Annotated in this window: 14 protein-coding genes, 1 tRNA gene and 1 pseudogene; 7 read left to right on the top strand and 9 right to left on the bottom strand. The window is 75.7% G+C overall.

All coding sequences use genetic code 11. The annotated features are described in order from the left end of the window. Positions 1-196 precede the first annotated feature (196 nt). From SJY07_RS06200 to SJY07_RS06190, 3 genes are read right to left on the bottom strand one after another with little or no spacing between them, the layout of a single operon-like run. Positions 197-2779, bottom strand: coding sequence for a hypothetical protein (locus SJY07_RS06200; protein WP_380157762.1), 2583 nt, complete (start codon positions 2777-2779; stop codon positions 197-199). A gap of 27 nt (positions 2780-2806) precedes the next feature. Then, entirely contained in the window at positions 2807-3499 is a 693-nt protein-coding gene (locus tag SJY07_RS06195) for an esterase/lipase family protein (protein WP_380157760.1), read from the bottom strand. Further along, the gene (locus SJY07_RS06190) at positions 3496-4299 is read right to left on the bottom strand and encodes an alpha/beta fold hydrolase (RefSeq protein WP_380157758.1); all 804 of its coding nucleotides are present in this window, start codon (positions 4297-4299) and stop codon (positions 3496-3498) included. Before SJY07_RS06190 ends, SJY07_RS06195 begins: the two co-directional genes overlap by 4 nt. Positions 4300-4358: 59 nt before the next feature. Here SJY07_RS06190 and SJY07_RS06185 point away from each other — a divergent pair, with 59 nt between their 5' ends. Next, positions 4359-4916 carry a hypothetical protein gene (locus tag SJY07_RS06185; protein WP_380157756.1) on the top strand — a complete coding sequence of 186 codons (558 nt, stop codon included), beginning with the start codon at positions 4359-4361 and terminating at the stop codon, positions 4914-4916. 49 nt (positions 4917-4965) lie between these two features. On the opposite strand, the gene SJY07_RS06180 is transcribed toward SJY07_RS06185, so the two are convergent. Next, positions 4966-5041 (bottom strand) — tRNA-Arg (locus SJY07_RS06180). A 285-nt stretch (positions 5042-5326) separates the two neighbouring features. Between SJY07_RS06180 and SJY07_RS06175 the strand changes: the two genes are divergently transcribed. Beyond that, positions 5327-5752, top strand: a complete 426-nt coding sequence (locus SJY07_RS06175; RefSeq protein ID WP_328295126.1) for a hypothetical protein — start codon at positions 5327-5329, stop codon at positions 5750-5752. Here the strand turns inward: SJY07_RS06175 and SJY07_RS06170 are convergent. Together SJY07_RS06170 and SJY07_RS06165 are read right to left on the bottom strand one after the other, a co-directional pair. Next, positions 5749-6648 carry an NAD(P)H-hydrate dehydratase gene (locus SJY07_RS06170; protein WP_328295127.1) on the bottom strand — a complete coding sequence of 300 codons (900 nt, stop codon included), beginning with the start codon at positions 6646-6648 and terminating at the stop codon, positions 5749-5751. The genes SJY07_RS06175 and SJY07_RS06170 overlap by 4 nt on opposite strands. Continuing rightward, a complete protein-coding gene (locus tag SJY07_RS06165) occupies positions 6648-7406 on the bottom strand; it encodes a histidine phosphatase family protein (protein ID WP_380157754.1) in 759 nt (252 codons plus the stop codon). Before SJY07_RS06165 ends, SJY07_RS06170 begins: the two co-directional genes overlap by 1 nt. Before the next feature lie 156 nt (positions 7407-7562). On the opposite strand from SJY07_RS06165, the gene SJY07_RS06160 reads away from it, so the two are divergent. The 4 genes from SJY07_RS06160 to SJY07_RS06145 all read left to right on the top strand — a co-directional run bounded on the left by SJY07_RS06160 (position 7563) and on the right by SJY07_RS06145 (position 15495). Further along, positions 7563-9251, top strand: a complete 1689-nt coding sequence (locus SJY07_RS06160; protein WP_380157752.1) for a PP2C family protein-serine/threonine phosphatase — start codon at positions 7563-7565, stop codon at positions 9249-9251. Between the two features lie 35 nt (positions 9252-9286). Further along, positions 9287-12967 (top strand): hypothetical protein, encoded by a 3681-nt coding sequence (locus tag SJY07_RS06155; protein WP_380157750.1) that lies wholly within the window; start codon positions 9287-9289, stop codon positions 12965-12967. Next, positions 12964-13164 (top strand): hypothetical protein, encoded by a 201-nt coding sequence (locus SJY07_RS06150; protein ID WP_380157748.1) that lies wholly within the window; start codon positions 12964-12966, stop codon positions 13162-13164. Before SJY07_RS06155 ends, SJY07_RS06150 begins: the two co-directional genes overlap by 4 nt. Before the next feature lie 243 nt (positions 13165-13407). Then, positions 13408-15495: a putative bifunctional diguanylate cyclase/phosphodiesterase gene (locus SJY07_RS06145; RefSeq protein ID WP_380157746.1), complete on the top strand. Its 2088-nt coding sequence runs from the start codon at positions 13408-13410 to the stop codon at positions 15493-15495. An 8-nt stretch (positions 15496-15503) separates the two neighbouring features. Here SJY07_RS06145 and SJY07_RS06140 read toward each other — a convergent pair whose 3' ends face one another. Beyond that, the gene (locus tag SJY07_RS06140) at positions 15504-16208 is read right to left on the bottom strand and encodes an SAF domain-containing protein (RefSeq protein ID WP_380157744.1); all 705 of its coding nucleotides are present in this window, start codon (positions 16206-16208) and stop codon (positions 15504-15506) included. A gap of 92 nt (positions 16209-16300) precedes the next feature. On the opposite strand from SJY07_RS06140, the gene SJY07_RS06135 reads away from it, so the two are divergent. Continuing rightward, positions 16301-16522 (top strand): hypothetical protein, encoded by a 222-nt coding sequence (locus SJY07_RS06135; protein WP_380162533.1) that lies wholly within the window; start codon positions 16301-16303, stop codon positions 16520-16522. 14 nt (positions 16523-16536) lie between these two features. Here the strand turns inward: SJY07_RS06135 and SJY07_RS06130 are convergent. Beyond that, positions 16537-16677: pseudogene (locus SJY07_RS06130) on the bottom strand (FmdB family zinc ribbon protein); the annotation flags it as partial. Positions 16678-16762: 85 nt separating this feature from the next. Then, positions 16763-19732, bottom strand: coding sequence for a phosphodiester glycosidase family protein (locus SJY07_RS06125; protein WP_380157742.1), 2970 nt, complete (start codon positions 19730-19732; stop codon positions 16763-16765). Between the last annotated feature and the right edge of the window lie 10 nt (positions 19733-19742).

Here is a 19742-nt window from a genome sequence, read left to right as displayed (position 1 = left end):
CGGCGTTCAGGGGGCCGGGATCGACCGTCCGACCCCCGGAGGATCACCCTTCCTGCCTGCCCGGGCGGGTGCGGTACCTCCCACCGAGACAGGCCGCCGACCGCCGTCCCGGTCCAGCAGGCACGCGCTGGTGATCTCCCGGCCGCGACCGCACCGACGACGAGGACCCCCACGTCCCGGGTGGGACGGGTGGCGGTCAGTTGATCTTGAGCCCGGCACCGCGCATGCGCTTCTTGCTCCGCTGCACCGACTCCTTGAACGCCCGGATGACCTTGATCCCGCGGCGACGGAAACCGATGACGTCCATCGCGCCGTCGAGCAGCGCCTGCTCCTGCACCTCCAGCCCCAGGCGGGCGAACGTCAGGGCGACCGCGGCGTCGACGACCGCGGGCGGGGTCTGGTCCACGTTGGGGTGCCCGCCGTTCAGACCGGCGAGGAACTCCGCGACCCTCGTCTCGGCGTCCGCGGCGGAACCGAGACCCCGGGGCAGCTCAAGTTCGGCGGGTTCTTCGACGGCGGGTTCTTCGACGGCGGGTTCTTCGACGGCGGGTTCTTCGACGGCGGGTTCTTCGACGGCGGGTTCTTCGACGGCGGGTTCTTCGACGGCGGGTTCTTCGACGGCGGGTTCTTCGACGGCGGGTTCTTCGACGGCGGGTTCTTCGACGGCGGGTTCTTCGACGGCGGGTTCTTCGACGGCGGGTTCTTCGACGGCGGGTTCTTCGACGGCGGGTTCTTCGACGGCGGGTTCTTCGACGGCGGGTTCTTCGACGGCGGGTTCTTCGACGGCGGGTTCTTCGACGGCGCGGTCCAGGTCGGTGAACCGGGCGAGGGCGTCGGTGATCCGGCGGGTCGTCCCGCGCGGATCCCGGAACCAGTCGAGGGCGGGAACCGTGAGGTGGCCCACGCGTGCATCCGCCAGCCGGGCGGGACGGGCGATCTCGCGGTCGCGCACCGTCCCCAGCGCAGCGTACGCGGGACCGTCCAGGTCGACGGCGAGGGCGGGGAGCTCGCCGGTGCGTGCGGCCACGACCAGGTCGACGGCACGACCGGCCACCACCTCACCCGTGGTGACCGCCACCGTGCCACGCAACGCCGCGGCCAGGGACTCGCGGAAGGTCTCGATCGCGGTGGTGGCGACGACCGCCGGCCACCCGAGTTCGTGGGGTTCCACCGACCGGACCGTCCGAGTCCAGACGGAACCCGGGTCCGCTGCGCCGGTCGAGCGGACCACGACCAGTTGACGGGCCCGACCGGCCAGGTCCAGCACGCGGGCGGTCTCGAACTCCTGCGCGTCCACCACGACCAGGACGTCGTACCCGCCGTCGGGTGTCGCGGTGCGGGCCGGGCGGACGGTGCCGTCGGTGACGGCCGCCCTCAGACCCTCGGCGGCACGGATCCGTCGTCCCGTCGCCAGCTCGCGCAGCTCCCGCCCCGGGTCGACGGAGGGTCCGGTGGTCCGTTCCTCGGTGAGCGCCCGCAGCCACACCGCACGGACGAACTGCCCGACGTCGGCCGCGGAGGCGCCCGTGGGCAGCCCCGAACGGAGTTCGTCGAGCTCGGGGGCACCGATCGGCAGCGGCTCGCGCACCGGGGTGTCCGTCAGGGACTCGGCCTGCTCGGCCAGGGGGACGAACTCCGCCACCTCGAACTCGTCCAGGTCGGCCGGGACCCCGGGGAGCGCGCCCGCCGCCGTGCGCAGCGACCGGCGGACGAGCTCGACCTGGCCGGCGAGGTCGGCGCGGACCGGCCAGGCGGCCGGTGCGCCCGAGGACTGCTCGGCCCACGCGTCCTGCAGCACCTGCAGCGCGTCGACGTCGGCCACCCCGAACGCACCGTCGTGACGCAGGCCGGCGAGGCGCTTCACCTCGCGGCGGCGGTCGCGTTCCTCGCTGCTCAGGAAGGAGCGCTGCGGGCGGGTCAGGACCTCACGGGCCCGGGCCAGGTCGGTGCGGAACGCCGCCGGCAGGTATGTGCTCCGGGCCGCCTCGACGCGGCCGAGCAGTTCCAGAGCACGGTCGACGTCGGCGAGGGTCCGGGGACGGTGCCAGGCCAGGTCGAGCACCAAGCGCTCGGTCAGCGAGGTCAGGTCCCGCAGCTGGGTGGGGAGCGCCGTGACCGCGGCGACCTCGTCCTCCGAGCGCCCGGCGAGCGGGTCCGCCGCTGCGCCCGTCCCGCCCCGAAGGGCCTCCGCGATGCCCTCCCGAGCCCTCGCGGACCACGTCGCTGCCCCCGGCTGCAGCGGTGGGTGCACGTGCTGGGCCCGGAGGGCGACGAGCTCGGCCACCGCCTCGAAGAGGCTCGGAGCACCGTCCGCCACCGGCTCGGGGGGTCGGGCCGCGCGCTGTTCCAGCTCCGAGACCAGGGCGGCCCAGCGCTGCGGGTCGTCCGCGACCGCGACGGGCAGGGGGGCCGGAGTCACCCCGTCCAGCAGCGGGACACCGAGCGCCGACACCTCCGTGGCGACCCGCGCGGCGGAGGAGCCGGCGAGCACGCCGACGTCGGCGCCGTGGGCGAGCAGCACCGCCAGCAGCCCGGCGACGAACGTGGCCGCCTCCTCGCCCGCGTCGACGGCCACCGGCCCGCCGCCCAGGACGGCCCCCACCGCGCGGCTGTGCCGGGACGTCGCGCTCTCGGGGAGCAGGTCGAGCCAGGACGCAGCGTCCGGTCCCTCGTCCGGCACGCGCAGCACGGGGACCGCCGCGTCGCTGCGCAGCGCGTCCAGCAGCTGGGTGTGCAGGGCGGCGTTCGGGACGTGGGGGGCGTACGGGTCGGAGCTCACGTTCGGAAAGTACCGGGCGGAGCGGGGTCACGGCTCGTGCGGGCGTCGACCAGGGCCGCTGAAACCGTCGACGGCCCGCACCACCGCCGCGTGCAGGTCCGCGTCGCCGAGCGGGCGGAAGTGCCCGTCGAGGGGGAGCTCCACCTCGACGGCGCCGGTCAGGGCCGGGGTCGCCGCGTCGCGGGGGACGTGCGGGTCGAACCTGGGACGCAGGGCGACGATGCGGGAGTGCGAGCTCACGTCCGCGGCGAGTTCGCGCAGGGCGGGGTCGCGGGGGGACAGCCTGCGGACCGGACGGGCCGGGAACCAGGTGGCGTAGCGGGACCCCGCGAACGGCGTGGCGAAGGTGACGATCCCGGCGATGCGGTCCCCGGCGAGGGGGAGGGCGGCCTTGGCGATGAGACCGCCCTTGGAGTGGGCGACGACGACCACGTCGTGCAGGTCGAGCGCGTCGAGCCGGTCGGCGACGAGGTGCGCGGCTACGTCCACGTCGGCGGAGTTCGTCCCGAGGCCCGGGACGACGCGGACGGGGTGACCGGCCCGGTGCAGGGCGTCGCCGAGTTCGCGCAGGACGGCCCAGCCCTCCCAGATCCCCGGCAGCAGCAGGACCGGCGCGCCCGTACCGGACCCCCACCGCCCGGGGTCGGGAGGTGCGAGGAACGCCCGGGCCTGGGCGGCGACGATCCATGCGTAGTCGGCGACGCGGGCCCGGAGGCTCACTGCTGCACGAGGTCTGCGAGGTGGGCGTGGACGTCGCGGGCGTGGTCGAAGACGACGGAGTGCGCCGCGCCGGGAACCTCGGCCCAGCTGCCCCGGCGTGCCCTCCCGGCGAGCATCTGCGTCCAGACCTCCGGGGCGACGGCGTCGTGACCGCCGCGCAGGACGAGGACGGGGACCTCGAGCAGGCCGATCCGGTCCTCGATGGGGTAGCGCATCATTGCGGGCAGCGTGTGCGCGAACCAGCGCCACCCGCAGCGCACGTAGCCCCGGATCGACATCGACCGCACCGCCGCGGGTTCGAAGACGGCCGACTGCAGCAGTCGCCACCCCTGGCGCGCGACCGAGCGTTCGTCGGAGTTCACCGGCGGACCGATGAGCGCGACGTGCGCGGCGATCCCCGGATCCTGCACGGCGGCCTCCGTGACGACCTGCGCACCCATCGACTGCCCGATCAGCAGGACGCGGGACATCCCCTCGCGTCGGACCCAGGACGCCACGAGGGCGCCCAGGTCCTCGGTGGAGAGCGGGTGGTCCGGGTGCGGAACGCCGGCGAAGCCGGGGAGTTCGAGCAGTCGGACGGTGCCGAAGCGGGCCAGGACCAGCGCGAGCCGCTGGAAGTAGGCAGAGGACACCCCGAGCCCGTGGATCAGCACGACGTCGTGGCGCTCGTCGGGGCTGAGATCCTCGGTCTCCGCGATCCACATGGTCCAGGTGCGCAACCAGACGTCGTCGTGCCGGAACCGGTCGATGCGCACGGTCAGGCCGTCGGGCATGTCGGCGGGGGTGAGGCGGTGGGGCACGCCGCATCCTCCCGCGCCCCTCGGCGGCGGGCTGCGGTGACCTCGCGGAGGATGGCGGGGTGGAGGAGGAACCGGTCGTCCTGGGGGCCGTCGGGATCCGACGTGCGGTGGTGACCGCGGTCGGGGCCCTCGTCGTGGTCGGGGTGCTGGGTTGGTGGAACCCGTGGGGGGTCGCGGGGGTCGTCGGCTACGTGGGTGGCTACGTCGTCCTGGCCGCCCTCTGCGTCGTCTGGTCGGTGCTGGTCCACCGCGCCGACCGGGTCCGGTTGGAGGCGGAGGCCGTCGTCGTCGTCCGCCGGAGCGGGGAGACCTCCTACCCGTGGGCCGAGGTGCTCGAGGTGTCCTGGTCGACGACGACCTGGCCCTACGCCGGCAGCGGTCCGGTCCTGCGCCTGCGCGGCGGGGCCTACGACACCCCCGGGCCGAACGCCCCGGCGCAGATCGCGAGCCTGCCCGTCTTCGGACGCGGTGCCGCGGAGAGCGTGGCGCTGCTGCGGCGGGCCGCCGAGGTGCACGGCGTCACCTACACGCCGAAGCTCCTCGAACTCATCACGACGGGGAAGCGGAGCCCCCGGCTCCCGGGGGAGCGGCGCGATGCCCGTGGCGGGTCCCTCTGAGTCGCGGGGGACCGGGGCGCGACGGGTGACCGCACGGCGATCACGGACCTGGTGCCCCCAGCAGGATTCGAACCTGCGACACACGGTTTAGGAAACCGATGCTCTATCCCCTGAGCTATGGGGGCGCGGAGCAAGCCTACCGGGGGAGGGACCGCGCGCCGCGGCGTGGTTCCGGGACCGCGCCCCACTGCGTCCGACCTCGTCGAACTACGACAGAGCGTCGTTGGAAACCTCCTGCGCTGCAAGCGAACGCAGAGGGCTCCCGGTGCCCCCGTGGTCACCGCTGCCCCGAACAGGTGCCTAGACTCAAGTCGTACAGAACAGCGACCGATGGCCTCACTGGTTGTCGGTAACGAGTCGACGGGGACTCCGGCACCAGGTCGATGTCGTCAACCGAGGAGTAACCGGAAATGCCCGCCACCCAGCTCCGCAACGACTCGCGCGCCACCCTTCGCGGTGACGTCCCCGCTCAGCGCCGCGCCCCCCGCCAGCAGGCCGCCGTCGCCGCCCTCGACGCCGCCCTCCAGGAGTCGGGCTGCATCCTGGTCTCGACCACGGTCGTCGAGACCGGCTGCACCATCGCCTTCTACGACGCCCGTTCGCTCGGTCGGGCCGTCGACGTGATCGCCTCCGCGGCCACCGCGTCCGGCGACACCGCCCTTGCCGCCCGCGCCCGCCAGCAGGGCGCGGACGCGTGGAAGGTCACCGCGCAGCCGCAGACGTGGGACGCCGCCGAAGGCGACCCCCGCGCCTGCGACATCCGGTCCTCCACCAGCTGGCGCCTCGACATCCCGCTGAGCGACCTGGTCCCCAGCGCCGCCGCGCTGCTCGCCTAGACCTCGATCTCCGCGAGGACCGGCGGCACCTGCGCCGGCAGCTCGCGGGCGAGGAACCCGAGACGGCCCACCGAGCTGGCCAACCGGTCACCCGCACGTCCGTGCAGGTGAGCGGCCCACACGGCCGCCTGGACGGGGTCCGCGCCCCGTGCGCACAACCCGGTGACGATCCCCGCGAGGACGTCACCGGACCCGGACACCCCGAGACCGGCACCGCCGGAGGGGTCGCGCCAGCACCGACCGTCGGGAGCCGCGATCCACGACTCCCCGCCCCCGGCCGCCACGGCGCACCGGCTGCGACGGGCGAGCTCGACCGTCGCCCCGGCCACGTCCCGCTCCACCTCCTCGGGCTCGGCGTCCAGCACGATCGCCAGCTCCGACAGGTTCGGGGTCAGCACCGCGCCACCCTCCAGGTGGTGCAGGAACGTGACGTCCGCGGTCACCGGCGCCAACCCCAGGGCGTCGAGGACGACGACGGTGCGCAGCCGGGGGACGAGCTGCGACAACAGCGACCGCACGTCCTCCTCGCCGATCGCCCCGACCCCCAGCAACGCCGCGTGGGCCCCCTCGACGAGCTCGGACAGCTCACCACCCTCGGCCCCGCACGCCGGGTCGATCCCGCCCTCGCCCGTCTCGGGCAGGGGCAGCACCAGCGCCTCCGGGAGGGCGATCCCCATCGGGGCGGCCGTCGTCGTCGTCGTCGCGACCTGCAGCTTCCCCGCTCCGCACCGCAGGGCCGACTCCGCGGCCAGCAGGACCGCACCCGGGGTCCGCGTGCTGCCACCGACCACGACCGTCCGACCGCGGGACTCCTTCCCGGTACCGGGTGGTGGCAGCGGCCACTCGCGCAGGACCGCGGAGGTCACCGTCACCGCCCGGTCGGACGCGTTGCTCATCAGGACCTCGGTTCGTCGTCGACGTCGTCATCGGTCACCTTCACGTCCGCGACGGCCCGCGTGTCACCCGCCGCCCGCAGCTCCAGACCGCCGGGACCGGCCGCGTAGGAGGTCACCGAGCAGTTGGCCAGCGGGTGCTCGGCGTCGATCGCCAGCAGGCTGCGCTCGTCGAGACCCTCCAGCACCAGCCGGAAGTTCATGATCACCGCCTGGTGGGACACCAGGAGTACCCGCCGGCCCGGGTGCTCCTCGCGCAGCGAGGACAGCACGCTGCGGACCCGCAGCGCGACGTCGCACCAGCTCTCACCGCCCGGCGGGCGGTAGTAGAACTTCCCGATCCGCTGCCGGCGGGCGGCCTCCTCGGGGAAGCGGGCCCGGACCCCGGCGCCGGTCAGCCCGTCCCACCAGCCGAGGTCGCGTTCCCGCAGCCGCTCGTCGGTCCGCGGGGTCGCCACGTCGTGGCCCGCCTCCCGCGCCGCGTCGACGATCGCGAGCGCCGTGCGGTGAGCCCGCTCGTAGGGCGAGCAGACCACGACCTCCGGCGGCGAGGGAGCCTCCGACGCCGTCGCCAGCCAGTGGCCGACGGCCTGGGCCTGGGCGCGACCGAGGGGGGAGAGCGGGACGTCGGCGTCCCGCTCGGCGATGTCCACCACCTCGGAGCGCGTCGCGTAGGCGTGCGCGTCGGCGAGGTTCCCCGTGGACTGCCCGTGACGGACGAGGACGAGTTCGGTGGGCCAGGGGCGGTCGGGAGCGATCACGGCTCCACCCTCACCCGCCCCGCGCCCCGGTGCCTCCCGAGGACGGCTCTGACCCCTCCGGTGGACGGGGATGACGGGAACGGGGGTGGGGATGACAAGGTGTGACCCACCCACGGCGGTGATCGTCACCGTCACGGGCCGGGCGAGGGGGTAGCCGTGACGAGGACGTGGCACCGCCTCATGACGCGGACGTCGCTGCAGCGACGGGTGTCCGTCATGGGGCTGTCGTTCCTCGTCGTCGTGCTCGTGCTCACGCTCGTCCTCGCGTGGAGCCTCATCGCCTCCGCCGTGCAGTCGCAGCCACGCCCCGTGGAGAGCGAGTTCGAGGGCGGCTTCCGCACCCGGGTCAGCGCCTTCCAGGACGACCTCGTCGCCGCCCAGACGGCGCACCAGCTCTACATCACCTCTGACACCGCGAGCTTCCCGGGCCGCACTGCGGACCGCGAGGCCGCGCTCGAGAAGTACGACCGCGACCGGGCGGCCCTCGTCTCCGACCTGTCGCGCAAAGACCCGCCGGACGCTGTCCTGACGACCCTCGGGACGAAGGTCCCCCGCCAGCTCGTGGTCGTGCTCGACCAGGCGGCCCAGTGGCGTCAGGTCATCGACACCCAGGCCGGTTTCAAGCAGCGCGCGGACCAGGCGGGGCTCAGTGGCTCGATCGTCAACGCGCCCGCTGCTGCGGCGTTCTCTTCGCTTTACGGCGATCTCGAGGCGCTGCGCACGACGCTCGACGACCGGCGATCCACCGCGGTCCGGGAGTTCCGGGGTGAGCGCAACCAGTTCCGGTACGTCCAGTTCCTCGTCGCCGCCATCGCCCTGCTCCTCGTGCCGCTGGCTCTGTACCTGGTGCGGCGTTGGGTGATCCACCCCCTCGGCTCGCTGTCCGAGCAGCTGGTGAAGGTGGGCGAGGGGGACCTGCAGACGCCCATCGCGCTGCCCGGCCCGCCCGAACTCGCCGCCGTCGCCGCGTCCGCGGAGATGATGCGCAAGCGGATCCTCGACGAACTCGCCGACGCGGTCTCCGCCCGGGAGGCCCTCAAGCAGGGGCAGCCGCTGGTCGCCGAGGTCCGCGACCAGCTGAGCGCCCACGAACTGCCCGTCGTCGTCGGCTGGTCCTCCGCCGCCGCGCTGCGCCCGGCCGAGGGGCTGCTCGCCGGCGACTGGTACGACGTGCTCCCCCTGCCCGACGGCCGCTTCGCCGTCGTCGTCGCCGACGTCTCCGGCCACGGGGCGCGCGCCGGGATCGTCGCCATCCAGCTGAAGCGGCTGCTCGAGGCGGCCCTGCACCTCTCACCCGAACCCGACCTCGCGCTGGCCATGGCCGCACGCGTCTTCTCCGACGAGGCCGAGCGGTTCGCCAGCTGTGTCGTCGTGGTCGTCGACCCCGACTCCGGCACCGTCCGCTACGCCAACGCCGGGCACCCCGCGCCCCTGGTGCTGCGCCGCGACGACTCCGTCGCCGGCGGGGTGCGGGTGGTCACCGAACTCGAACCCACCGGCCCGCTGCTGTCCTGGCTGCACCTGGACGTCCCCGGCAGCTGGCACACCGAGACGGCGTCCATGGCCCCGGGCTCGTTGCTCGTCGTCTTCACCGACGGCCTCACCGAGGCCCGGCCCACCGGCAGCACGGAGGAGCTCGGCATCGAAGGAGTCCTCGCGGCGCTGGGCGAGCTGCCGGAGCTGACCCCGCAGGCCCTCGTCGACGAGGCCCTCGACGTCGCCCGTCGCTACAGCGGTGGCCGGGCGCGCGACGACGTCACGCTGGTGGCGCTCTCCCGCGGGTCCGTGCTCACGTCCGCGGGCGTCCCGGCCATGCGCGACGGCACGCACGAGCCCCACGCCTGAGCGGATCACGGCGCGCGGACGCCTATCGTTGGTGTGTGACACCTTCCCCCGCGATCGGCCCCGACTCGACACGTCGGCGCTGGTGGGCGGAGGCCGAGGTCCTCGGCGGCACGTCCGGTCTGCTGGACTGCCCCGTCGGCACCGACGCCGTGCTCGACCTCACCACCGCCCACCCCTCCGGACTCGCCCAGCTGCTCGCCGGTGGTCCCGCCCCGCTGTCCAGCCTCGTGCGCGAGGCCGGTGCCTTCGCCGAGGCCCGCCGCCGGGCCCGGACCACCCACCGCGTCGCCGGGGCGCTCCTCGCCCAGCGCGGCACCCGATCGCTCGCCGTCGCCGTCGGCACGGTGGGGTGGTCGCTGGCGGGGGAGAGCAGCGCCGATGAACTGGCCGAAGGGTCCGTCCCGGTCCTGCGCACCCCCCGTCGCACGCCCGTCCTGCTGCGCCGCTGCACGGTGACCCCCTCGACGGAGGCCCTCGACGACTTCGTCGTCCAGCTGGTCCCCGAGGTGATCGTCAACCCCGTCCTCGTCCGCGTCGCCCGCGACGAGCTCGGCATCGCGCTCGACACCCGCCGCATCGCCTCCGCCGTCGGCGCGCACTGGGGCTTCGACCCCAACCCCGCCATGGACGAACTGCGCCGTCAGCTCGCGGGCACCACCGGGCTGCGGGTGGAGCGCCGGTTGGTGCTCGCCACCTTCGCGGACCCCGGCGCCGACCTGCTCGCCGACCTGCGTCGCCGTGGCGCCGTGGTGCGCGACCACCGGATCGTCTCGGCGCTCGCCGCCGGGCAGCCCGTCGAGCCCCCGGAGGACGACCCCCGGGCCGTCGTCGTCCCCGCCGACGAGATCGGCATCGCCCTCGACCCCGCCCAGCGGCGCGCCGTCGACGCGGTGCTCGCCGGCGGCGACCTGCGCCTGCACGCCCCGACGGGGACGGGGGCCACCCAGGTCGCGGCGGCCGTCATCGCCGCGACCGTCGCCGCGGGAGCGCGCGTGCTGCTCGTGGCCGACTCCGCCGCCGACCGTCGCGCGATCGACGAACGCCTGCGCGACAACGGCTTCGGACGGCTGGTGCTGCACCTCGTGGCCGACCTCGACCCCCGGGCCGGCGAGACCGACGCCCGCGACCAGGTCGCTGCCGCCCGCCGCGAGGTCGCGGCCCGCGACGCCGCCGAGCGTCCCTCCGGTGCGCTGCCCGACGTCGCCGGGCCCGCCCGCGCGCTGGAGGACCACGCCCAGGCCATGCACCGTCCCCGCGCGCCGTGGGGGGTCAGCGTCCACGAGGCCATGGAGTCGCTCGTCGCCCTCGGCGAGCGCGACGTCCCGCCGACGACCTCCCGTCGGCTGCGGGGTGAGGACCTCGCCGCGTGCTCCCGCGAGGACGTGACGCGCTGGTCGGGCGTCCTCGAGGAGGCCGTCGACCTCGGCGCGTTCACCGTCGGGCCGGGCAGCACGCCCTGGGCCGGAGCCCGGCTGCGCAGCGACGAGACGGCCGCGCAGGCGCTGGCCCGCGTCGACGGGCTCGTCGGGGTCCGGCTGCCCTCGGTGCGCGCCCTGCTCGCCACGGTCTGCGACGCCGCCGGTCTGCGGGGGGCGTCCTCGGTGTCCGAGGCGGCGGAACGCACCGACCTGCTCGACGGCGTCCGCACGACCATCGGCCGGTTCGGGCCCGAGATCTTCGCGCAGTCCCTGGGGGACGTCGCCGCGGCGACGGCGACGCCGCAGTGGCGACGCGAGCACGAGGTCCGCCTGGGGTTGCTGACCCGGTGGCGGTTGCGCCGGGCGGCCCGGGCGATGCTCCGCCCCGACGTGACCGCCGGGGACTGGGCGACGCTGCACGACTGGCTGCAGCAGGCCCGCAGCCAGCGGATGCGCTGGCAACGCGCCTGCGTGCGGGACAACCCGCCCGCGGTGCCGGCCGACCTGGACGCCCTGGTGGCGGCCGTCGACGACCTCCGTCACGAGCTGGAGGCCCTCGGCGAGGTTCTGCCGCCCCGTTCCTGGGCCGAGCTCGGCGCGGACTCCCTCCTCGAGGTCCAGCTCCCCGAACTGACGGCGCTGCTGCGCCGCCTCGTCGCCGACGCCGCGGCCCTGAACACGCTGCCCCGGCGCACCGTGCTCCTCGAGGAGCTCACCGCCGCGGGCTGGGGTGGTCTGCTCGAGGACCTCGAGGCGCGCTGGGCGGGACCCGGCAGCCTGCACCTGCCCTCCGAGGTGGAGGCGGCCTGGTGGGCCGGGATCCTCGACACGATCTCCATGACCGACCCGCTCGTCGGGACGGGGGAGGCGGGATCGCTGCGCCGGGCCCGCTACGAGCTGCAGCTCGCCGCCGTCGCCGGACGGGGCCTGCGTGCCGCCGCGGTGCGCTCCGCGCTCGACGCCCGCAGCACCTCCGACCACGAGGTCCTGCCGGTCACGGCGATGTCCGCGGCCGGGGTCGCCGCGCTGGCCGACCGCGTCGAGGAGGCCGACCTGCTGGTCGTCCTCGGCGCCCAGGCCACCACCACGGCCGCCGTCCTGCCCGCGCTCTCCCGCGGTCGCCGGCTGCTCGTCGTCGGCGACCCCGCGCTGCCCGGTCCGGCCGACGTCCTCACGGCGTCGGAACGCCAGGACGAGCCGCAGGCCAGCAGGGTCAGCTTCTTCGCCGACACCGAGGGGTTGCTCCCCACCCTGCAGCTGGACCGCCAGCACGCCCTCCTCGACGACGGTCTCCTCCACGACGTCCCCGCGGGACTGGCTGCGGTGCAGGAGGTCTCGTTGCCCGGACCCGGGCTCGACGCCCGGGCCGTGGCCCGCACCTCGCACCGTCCGCCCGGTGCGCGCCGCGGTCCCGACGCGCTCGTGGACCTCGTCGCCGACCGGGCCCTCGCCGCGCTGCGCGCCCACCCCGAGGAGTCCCTCGGGATCGTCGTCCCGGACGCGGCGGGTGCGGAACTCCTCGCCGACGCCGTCCGTCGCCGCGCCCTCGCCGAGGGACTCCCGCTGGCCGTCGGACGGGAGGCGCTGCTCGTGGCGACCCCGGCCCGCTGGGCGGGGGAGCGGCGCGACCACGTGCTCGTCGTCGCCGACGCCGTCCTCAACGGCGCGGGCCTCGGGGTGGCGGGCGACCCCGTCGCCGGCCGCGCGCAGGTCTGGATGGCGCTGACCCGTCCCCGGCTGCGCACCACTCTCGTGCTCGACGACTCCGGCTGGTCGGCCGAACAGGGCGCCGACGACGTCGCCACCCAGGCCCGTCGGATGCTCGCCCGCCTCGCGCTGTCCTGGGAGGAGTACCCCGAACCGCTCGAGCGTCCCGGCGCCTCGGCCCTCGTGCGCTCGCTCGCCGCGGCGTGCCGGGCCCTCGGGTTGCCCGTGGAGTGCGGGGTCGGGGCCTCCCGCCGGCTGGCGATGGTCGTGCGCGACCAGCGCGCCCGGGCCGGGGTGGGTCCGGGTCTCGTGGTCGAGGTCGACGACCCGGCGTGGGCGGCGGCCGGTCTGCTGGACCGCGAGGTCGACGGGCCGACGGAGTTCGAGCGTCGCGGGTGGCGCTACGTCCGGGTCCTGGAGTCCGACGTCTTCGCCGACGTCGACGCCGAGGCCGACCGGATCGCCCGGCTCTGGCGCGAGGCGCTCGCCGACACGGGACACGACCTGCCCTGGGTCGTCGACGTCACGGACCCGGGCGTGGAGTTCGACCTCGTCGCGGGTGTCGAGGACGTCGCGCGGGACGCGTCGTGATCCCGCGCGACGGCGAGCCCACCGAGTCCACCGAGTCCGTCGAGCCCACCGCACCCGAGGTGCCCGCGGAGCCGCGGGAGGCGCCGCTGGAGGACGAACGGTCCGGCGACGACCGCGACGAGGGCTGGGGCGAGCGGTCCGGCGGCGGCTTCGACGACGACTGGTACCTCTCGCAGCGCCCTCCGCACTGGGACTGACCGCACGCTCGTCGTTGCGCGAACGCACAGCGGGTGATCATCCACTCGCTGTCCGGCAGCTGTGGATGACTGCGCGCTCAACCAGAATGACGCTGGGTCGAAAGTTGGGATTCGACGGCCTCCGGGACTTCTGCACAGCGCCCGCCTGCACCCATCATGGGCGCGGAACCTCGACCGGTGTCCCCCGGACGGGGGACGACCACGACACGTGGACGGTCCCTCGAGGACGGCGGAAGGTGGAGGATGCAGCGCTCGTCGGCCACCCTCGTGGCCCCACGCCCGGTCCCCGTCCCCGCCGGCCGTCCCGCCGTCGGGGTTCCTGCCGGCGTCCAGGACGTCGTCGTCGTCGTGCTGGCCCTCGCCGTGGTCCTCGCGGCCGTCCTCCTCGGAGCGCGCTCCCCGGCCCCCTGGCACGCGTCCGCCTTCTCCTTCGTGCTCGCCCTCGTCGTCCTGGTCGCGGAGTCCCGGTCGGTCACCCGCCGCACCTGCGGCGCCGACGTGCTGCCCGTCTCCTGGGGCTTCCTCGTCGCCCTCGTCGCCCTCGGGCCGTTGTCCCTCGCCCTGGCCGTCCGTGCCGTCCCCGCGCTGGTGCGTGACGTGCGCCGAGGCCGGGGGCCTCGGGCCCTCGTCGCCGGGATCGCCACCTCCGTGGTCGGCGTCCTGGTCTGCCACATCGTCATCGGCGCGCTGGTGGGAGCCGACACCGCCTCGGGGACCACGCTCCGATCGCCCGAGCAGTGGCCTGCCGTCCTCGCCGGTGGGGCCGCCGGACTCGCCGCGCAGGGCCTCGTGGGGCTGCTCTCCCGCCGGGTCCTCACCCGCCCTCCCCGCCGACCGCTGCGCACCGGTTCGGCCTCGGGCGCGCTGCTGTCGCTGGCCGTGATCGCCTCGGCTCCCGTGCTCGCCGTCAGCGCCGAGGGCGGGCCCTGGCTGCTGCTGCTCGTCTGCGTCCCCCTCGGCGTCCTGCTCGTCAGCGCGGTGCTCGCCCGGCGTCACGAACGACGCGCCGCGGTCGACGACCTCACCGGCCTGCCCAACCGCGAGGCCCTGCTCACCGCCACGGCCCGCGCGCTGCGTGGGGTCGGAGGCGGTGCCCGCGGCGGCCCGGGCCTGCTCGTCGTCGACCTCGACCACTTCAAGGACGTCAACGACACCCTCGGCCACCCCGTCGGTGACGCGCTGCTGCGCGAGGTCGCGGAACGCCTCGTCGCCCTGGCCCCCTCCGACGCCGTCGTCGCCCGCCTCGGTGGCGACGAGTTCGGTCTGCTGGTCGTCGCCGCGGCCGACGCGGAGGCGCTCGCCGCGGCCGTCGTCGAGGAGATGTCCCGGCCGCTGCGGGTGGGCGACCTGCAGGTCCTGCTCCCCGCGAGCGTCGGCGTCGCCCTGGCCCCCGAGCACGGGACGAACGCGCCTTCCCTGCTCAAGAGCGCCGACGTCGCGCTCTACCAGGCCAAGGAGGTCCGCGGCCGGTACCGCACCTACGCGGGCCGGCACGACGTCAACAGCGTCGAGCGGCTGCGACTCCTCGGGGACCTCGGCCGCGCCGTCGACCGCGGTGAGCTCTACGTCCGCTACCAACCGCAGATCGACCCGCGCACCGGGGTCGTCGTCGGGGCCGAGGCCCTCGTCCGCTGGCAGCACCCCGAGCTCGGCGCCGTCGCCCCCGACCGGTTCATCCCGCTCGCCGAGCAGTCCGGCCTCGTCGCCGACGTGACCGCCGTCGTCCTCGACCAGGCGCTGGCCGACGTGGCGCGCTGGCGCGCCGCAGGGTTCGGCCCCACCGTGTCGGTCAACCTCTCCGCCCGCCTCCTCACCGACCACGACCTCCTCGCCCTCGTCGCGGGGGCGCTGCACCGCCACGGCGTCGACGCCTCCGCGCTCGTCCTCGAGGTCACCGAGACCGGGATCGTCTCCGACCCCGAACGGGCCGGGGCCGTGGTGCGCCGACTGCGAGCGCTGGGCTGCGGGGTCGCCGTCGACGACTACGGCACCGGCCAGTGCTCGCTCACCTACCTGACCGACCTCGACGTCGACGAGCTGAAGATCGACCGCAGCTTCGTCACCGGGATGACCGTCGACCGCGCCCGCAGCGTCATCGTGCGCTCGACGATCCTCATGGCCCGTGAGCTCGGCCTGCGCGTCGTCGCCGAAGGCGTCGCCGACGCCCCCACCCAGCAGGTCCTCGCCGATCTCGGCTGCCACGTCGCCCAGGGCGAACACGTCGGCGACCCCATGTCGGCCGACGACGTCCTCCGGATGCTGCGCCGCCGGGTACCGCGACCCACCGGTGCCGTCGTTCCCGCACGTTCGCCGCTGGCCCTGGAGTCCTGAGCGGGCCCTCACGTGCCACGCACCGCGACGACGGTCCGACCCGCCGCTGCCGTCAACCGCGTCGCCGTCGCCGCCTCGACCGCGACCAGCACGCTGCTCCCCGTTCCCGGCATCCCCGTCGAGGACCCGCCCAGCAGCCCGTCACCCGTCGAAGCGGTCGGTACCCGCAGCACCACCACGTCGCTCGCGATGCGCTCGGCCCCCGTCGCCGCACCCGTGACCGGGTCCTCGGTGCGGGCCAGGACGTCCACGTGCACCCCGGGCCCCAACCCGGCCAGCAGCGCCGGGTCGCCGACGTCCACGGTCACGGCCAGGGTCCCGGCCGGCTGGGCGACCAGCAGCGAGGCCTGCGCGGTCCGGGTGTCGGTGAGCACCTCACCGGTGCGGACGGCGCTCGCGAGCACGGCCCCGGTCGCCGCCGACGGGGTGAGCAGCCCGCCGGGCAGGGTGTCCGCCGATCTCTGCACGCTGCGGACGTCGGAGGGTCCGAGCAGCGCACCCACCGGCAGGTCCCGGGCGGCCACGAGGGCGGTGACCGTCGTGGGGGCGGGGGGAGCGAGGGTGCTGACGGCGATCCCGCCCGCCGCCGCGACGAGACCTGCGGCCAGCCACCGCCGGGTCAGGCGACGACGGCGGCGGGCGCGGGGCCCCTCGGCGCGCTCGGCGGGCGGGTCCGGCGTGGTGACGGCCGGGCGGAACGTGGTCGAGGGCATGGGCGGACGCTAGGTCCGCGCCCGGACGCGACAGGGCCCGCCGGCGGTCGGCTGTGGACGACGACCGCTGCGGCGGGCCTGTGGAGACCGCGGTGGCTCAGGCGGCGGAGCTCGACCTGCTGCTCGAGCTGCCCGACGAGCTGCTGGAGCCGGAGCTGCCGGAGCCGGAGCTGCTGGTGCTGCCGGTACCGGTGCTGGTGGAGCTCGTGCTGGTGGAGCTCGACGGCGTGCTCGAGCCGGTCGACTCCTTGGGCGTGCTGCTGCTGGACGAGCTCTCCGAGGACGTGGACGAGCTCCGGGAGTCGTTGCGGTAGAAGCCGGACCCCTTGAACACGATCCCGACGTTGTTGAACAGCTTCCGCAGTTGACCGGAGCACTCGGGGCAGACCGTCAGGGTGTCGTCGCTGAAGGACTGGCGGACCTCGAAGGAGTGTCCGCACGACTGGCAGGCGTAGGCGTAGGTGGGCACGCTGTCTCCGTAGCTCCTGGACCCCGGCTGGCACTCGGGGAGTTCGAGTGCCAATGGTACTCGGCGCGCGGGGCTCCCGTGGAGCTCAGCGCACGTCTCGCTCGTACCGGTCGACCAGCGGACCCGACGGCTGGAGCCGCAACCAGCCGTCGTCGGTGCCCGGAGCCGCCGCCCGCGCCGTCGCGGGGAGGCCGGCCCGGTCCGCGGCGACCGAGAGCACCGCGGCGTTCGCCGTCCCCATCCGCAAGACCTCCTCGTCGCGCCGGACCGCTGCGGGGGCGCCACCCTCGACGACGGCGACCCGCACACCGCGGGCCCGCAACGCCTCCGTCCACCGCCCCAGCAGCACCGACTCGTCGGGGTCGGTGAGGGGACCGGCGCTCACGAGCACGACGCTGCGCGAGGCCGCGCCCGCCGCCGCGAGGTCGTCGCGCACCCGGGTCAGGGCGTGGGCGTCAGCGCCGCGGATCGTGCCCGCCCGCGTGGCCAAGCTCACGAAGCGCGTCCCCGCCACGTCGACGGCGGTGGCGGGCGGTCCCGTCGAGGAGAGCCCGCCCGCCGCCGGCGTCCCGACCTCACCGTCGCCGGCGATCCAGTTCCAGGACACCGTCGGCGGCAGGCTCCGGGCCAGCACGGCCCGCACGAGGTCGACGTCCTGGGCCGTCCCGGGGGCGGCCGCCGAGCCGACGACGTCACCGGCGAGCAGGACCCGTTGCGCGCCGCCGGCGACCACGCGGCGGAGTTCGCCCGCGAGATGCTCCGCGGAGGAGGGACGGGCCGCGCTCACCGACGTGCCCGAGACCACCGCCACGCGGGTGGTCCGGGGGCCCGTGGCCGCCGGCGGTCCGAGTGCCGGGTCCGGTGCGCCCGATCCGGTGGTGGAGGCCGGCGGAACCGTGGCCTGCAGGACCGCGACGTCGAGCGATCCCGCCCGGCGCGCGACCATCGAGGTCTGGGCGAGGTAGATCCGTTCCAGGGCGACCGAGCGGGCTCCCGCCGGGACCGCGACGCGCACGGTCCGCCACCCGGTGAAGTCCACGCGGGAGGCGAAGGTGACCGGGCGGAGCGCACCGTCGACGACGAGCTGCCCGCGCAGCCAGCCGCCCTGCCCGTCCCCCCTGACCTGCAGGACGACCTCGCGACCGCCGCTCGGCAGCGGCAGCGGGGCCCGCGCCACCAGGGCCGCCGTGCTCGTGCCCGCCGGCTGTCCGGTGAAGTCGTAGTCCAGGCGCAGCGCCGCCGCGACGCCGGGGAGGTCGGGGAGGTTGGGGACGTCGACCCGGCGGAGCGAGGCGGTCGCCCGGGTCGCGCTCGGCGTCCAGCCCGTGGGGTCGTCGAGCGCGTCCAGCAGGACGGGACGGGTGCCGACCGCGACCCTCGCGGTCGAGGTGAGCCCCGCGGCGCTCATCCGCAGGTCGACGCTCGTGGGACCGGCGGTCAGGGCCGTCAGCCGCAGCCGACCGTCGGGGAGGGGCTCGGCCCGCAGCGCGGCGGGGTCGGTGGCGACGGTGACGTCGGCGGCGCTGAGCGGCGCCGAGCGACCTTCCGCGTCGCGGCCCATGAGGGGCACGTCGGCGACGGCCCCGGGGCCGTCGAGGACCGTCGGCGTCTCGAGGTCTACCCGGCGCAGGGGGTTCAGGACCTCGACGTCGAGGGACCCCACCGCGCCGCCGAGGGAGGCGTGCAGGGAGGACAGGCCCGGTGCGGTGCCGCGGACCCGGGACCCCTCGACCGTGGCGACCGCGCCGTCCGTGCTGGTCAGCACCGGGGTCCCGGGGACGGGGGCGCCCGCGGAGTTCACCGGGACCGCCGCCACGAGACCGGTCAGACCGGGGAACAGGCGGGTCGGGGACCCGTTGCCGCGCAGCACGACCGAGACGGCGACGGGGGGCGCCGCGGCGGGGACCAGGCCGATGGCGTTCGCGACGGAACGTGCGGCGCCGTCGGAGGGGACGGCCACCTCGCTGACTCCCGCCTCGCCCGGTCGGCGGGCGACGAGCTGGGCGGAACCGCCGCCGTCGAGCATGACGGCACCGCGGGCGCCGGCCTGGACCATCCGCTGCGCGGTCTCGACGGCGGTCACCCCGCGCGAGCGGGAGGTGCCGCCGTCGATGGTCAGGAGCAGCAGGTCCCCGCCCGCGCTCCACCCGATAGCGGTCCGGGCGCGCAGGGCCGCCCAGGTCGGGTCCGTCGTGTCGATCGCCGCGACCGCCCCGTCGCGCACGAGTTCGAGGCGGGCGCCGAGGGCGAACCCGCGGGAGCCGGGGGTGAGCGCGTCGTCGCGGACCTGCAGGTCGGTCGTGGCGGGGGTGCCGAGCGCGGTCGCGGCCAGGGCGGTGGCGACCGTGCCGGTGGCGACGAGGACGAACCCGTCCCCCGGGACGGGCGTCGGGCCGGGGGGACGGACCGCGCTGACCCGACCCGAGCGGACCTCCAGCTCGATCCCGGTGGGCGCGGTGAGGGCGCGGTCGCCGCTGCCCCAGGTCGGGGTGAAGAGGGCGAGGGAGTCGGCCGGGACGGTGCGGGTCCCGAGCGCGGCCAGCGGGAGGCTCCGGCCGCCGAGCGATGCGCTGCCCTGCAGCAGGACCTGTCCGAGGCGGCCGACCCAGCCGCTCGCGCCGGCGTCGACGCCCACCGCGGTCTGCGGCTGGGCGTCGGCCTTGAGCGGGGTGCCGTCGAGGACCACGGGTCCGTCCGGCGTGCCGGTGCGGTCGATGTCGAAGAAGTCGCCGTTGACGGCGGCGACCGCGCCGGCGGCGGTGGCGAGGTCGCCGGGGGTCCGGGGGGAGGAGAGGTCCTGCTGGAGCAACCGCGGCGTGGTGGTGGAGCCCGCGCTCAGGCGCAGCAGGGAGCTGCGGACGGGGCCGGTGGCGTCGAGGGTCGTGCGGCGTTCGAGGCTCACCCCGGGGGCGATGCTCTGCTGCTCCGTCGAGACCTCGACGGAGTCGACGGGGTCGAGGGGGTCGGCGAGCGCCGGTGCGGCGGCCGCGGTGGTGAGCAGAGCCCCGAGGAGGGTGGTGCACACACCGAGGGCGACGTTGCGGAGGGCGCGCATCGCCTCACCG

The organism is Kineococcus sp. R86509, assembly GCF_042466365.1.
In the GTDB taxonomy this organism is placed as follows: Bacteria; Actinomycetota; Actinomycetes; order Actinomycetales; family Kineococcaceae; genus Kineococcus.
The sequence above is the reverse complement of the archived record's forward strand: the minus strand, read 5'-3'. Positions and strand labels throughout refer to the sequence as shown.

Excerpts from the sequence above, each read along its gene's own strand:
- SJY07_RS06175 (WP_328295126.1), top strand. The coding sequence starts at position 5,327 with ATGCCCGCCACCCAGCTCCGCAACGACTCGCGCGCCACCCTTCGCGGT.
- SJY07_RS06170 (WP_328295127.1), bottom strand. The coding sequence starts at position 6,648 with ATGAGCAACGCGTCCGACCGGGCGGTGACGGTGACCTCCGCGGTCCTG.
- SJY07_RS06145 (WP_380157746.1), top strand. The coding sequence starts at position 13,408 with ATGCAGCGCTCGTCGGCCACCCTCGTGGCCCCACGCCCGGTCCCCGTC.
- SJY07_RS06140 (WP_380157744.1), bottom strand. The coding sequence starts at position 16,208 with ATGCCCTCGACCACGTTCCGCCCGGCCGTCACCACGCCGGACCCGCCC.
- SJY07_RS06125 (WP_380157742.1), bottom strand. The coding sequence starts at position 19,732 with ATGCGCGCCCTCCGCAACGTCGCCCTCGGTGTGTGCACCACCCTCCTC.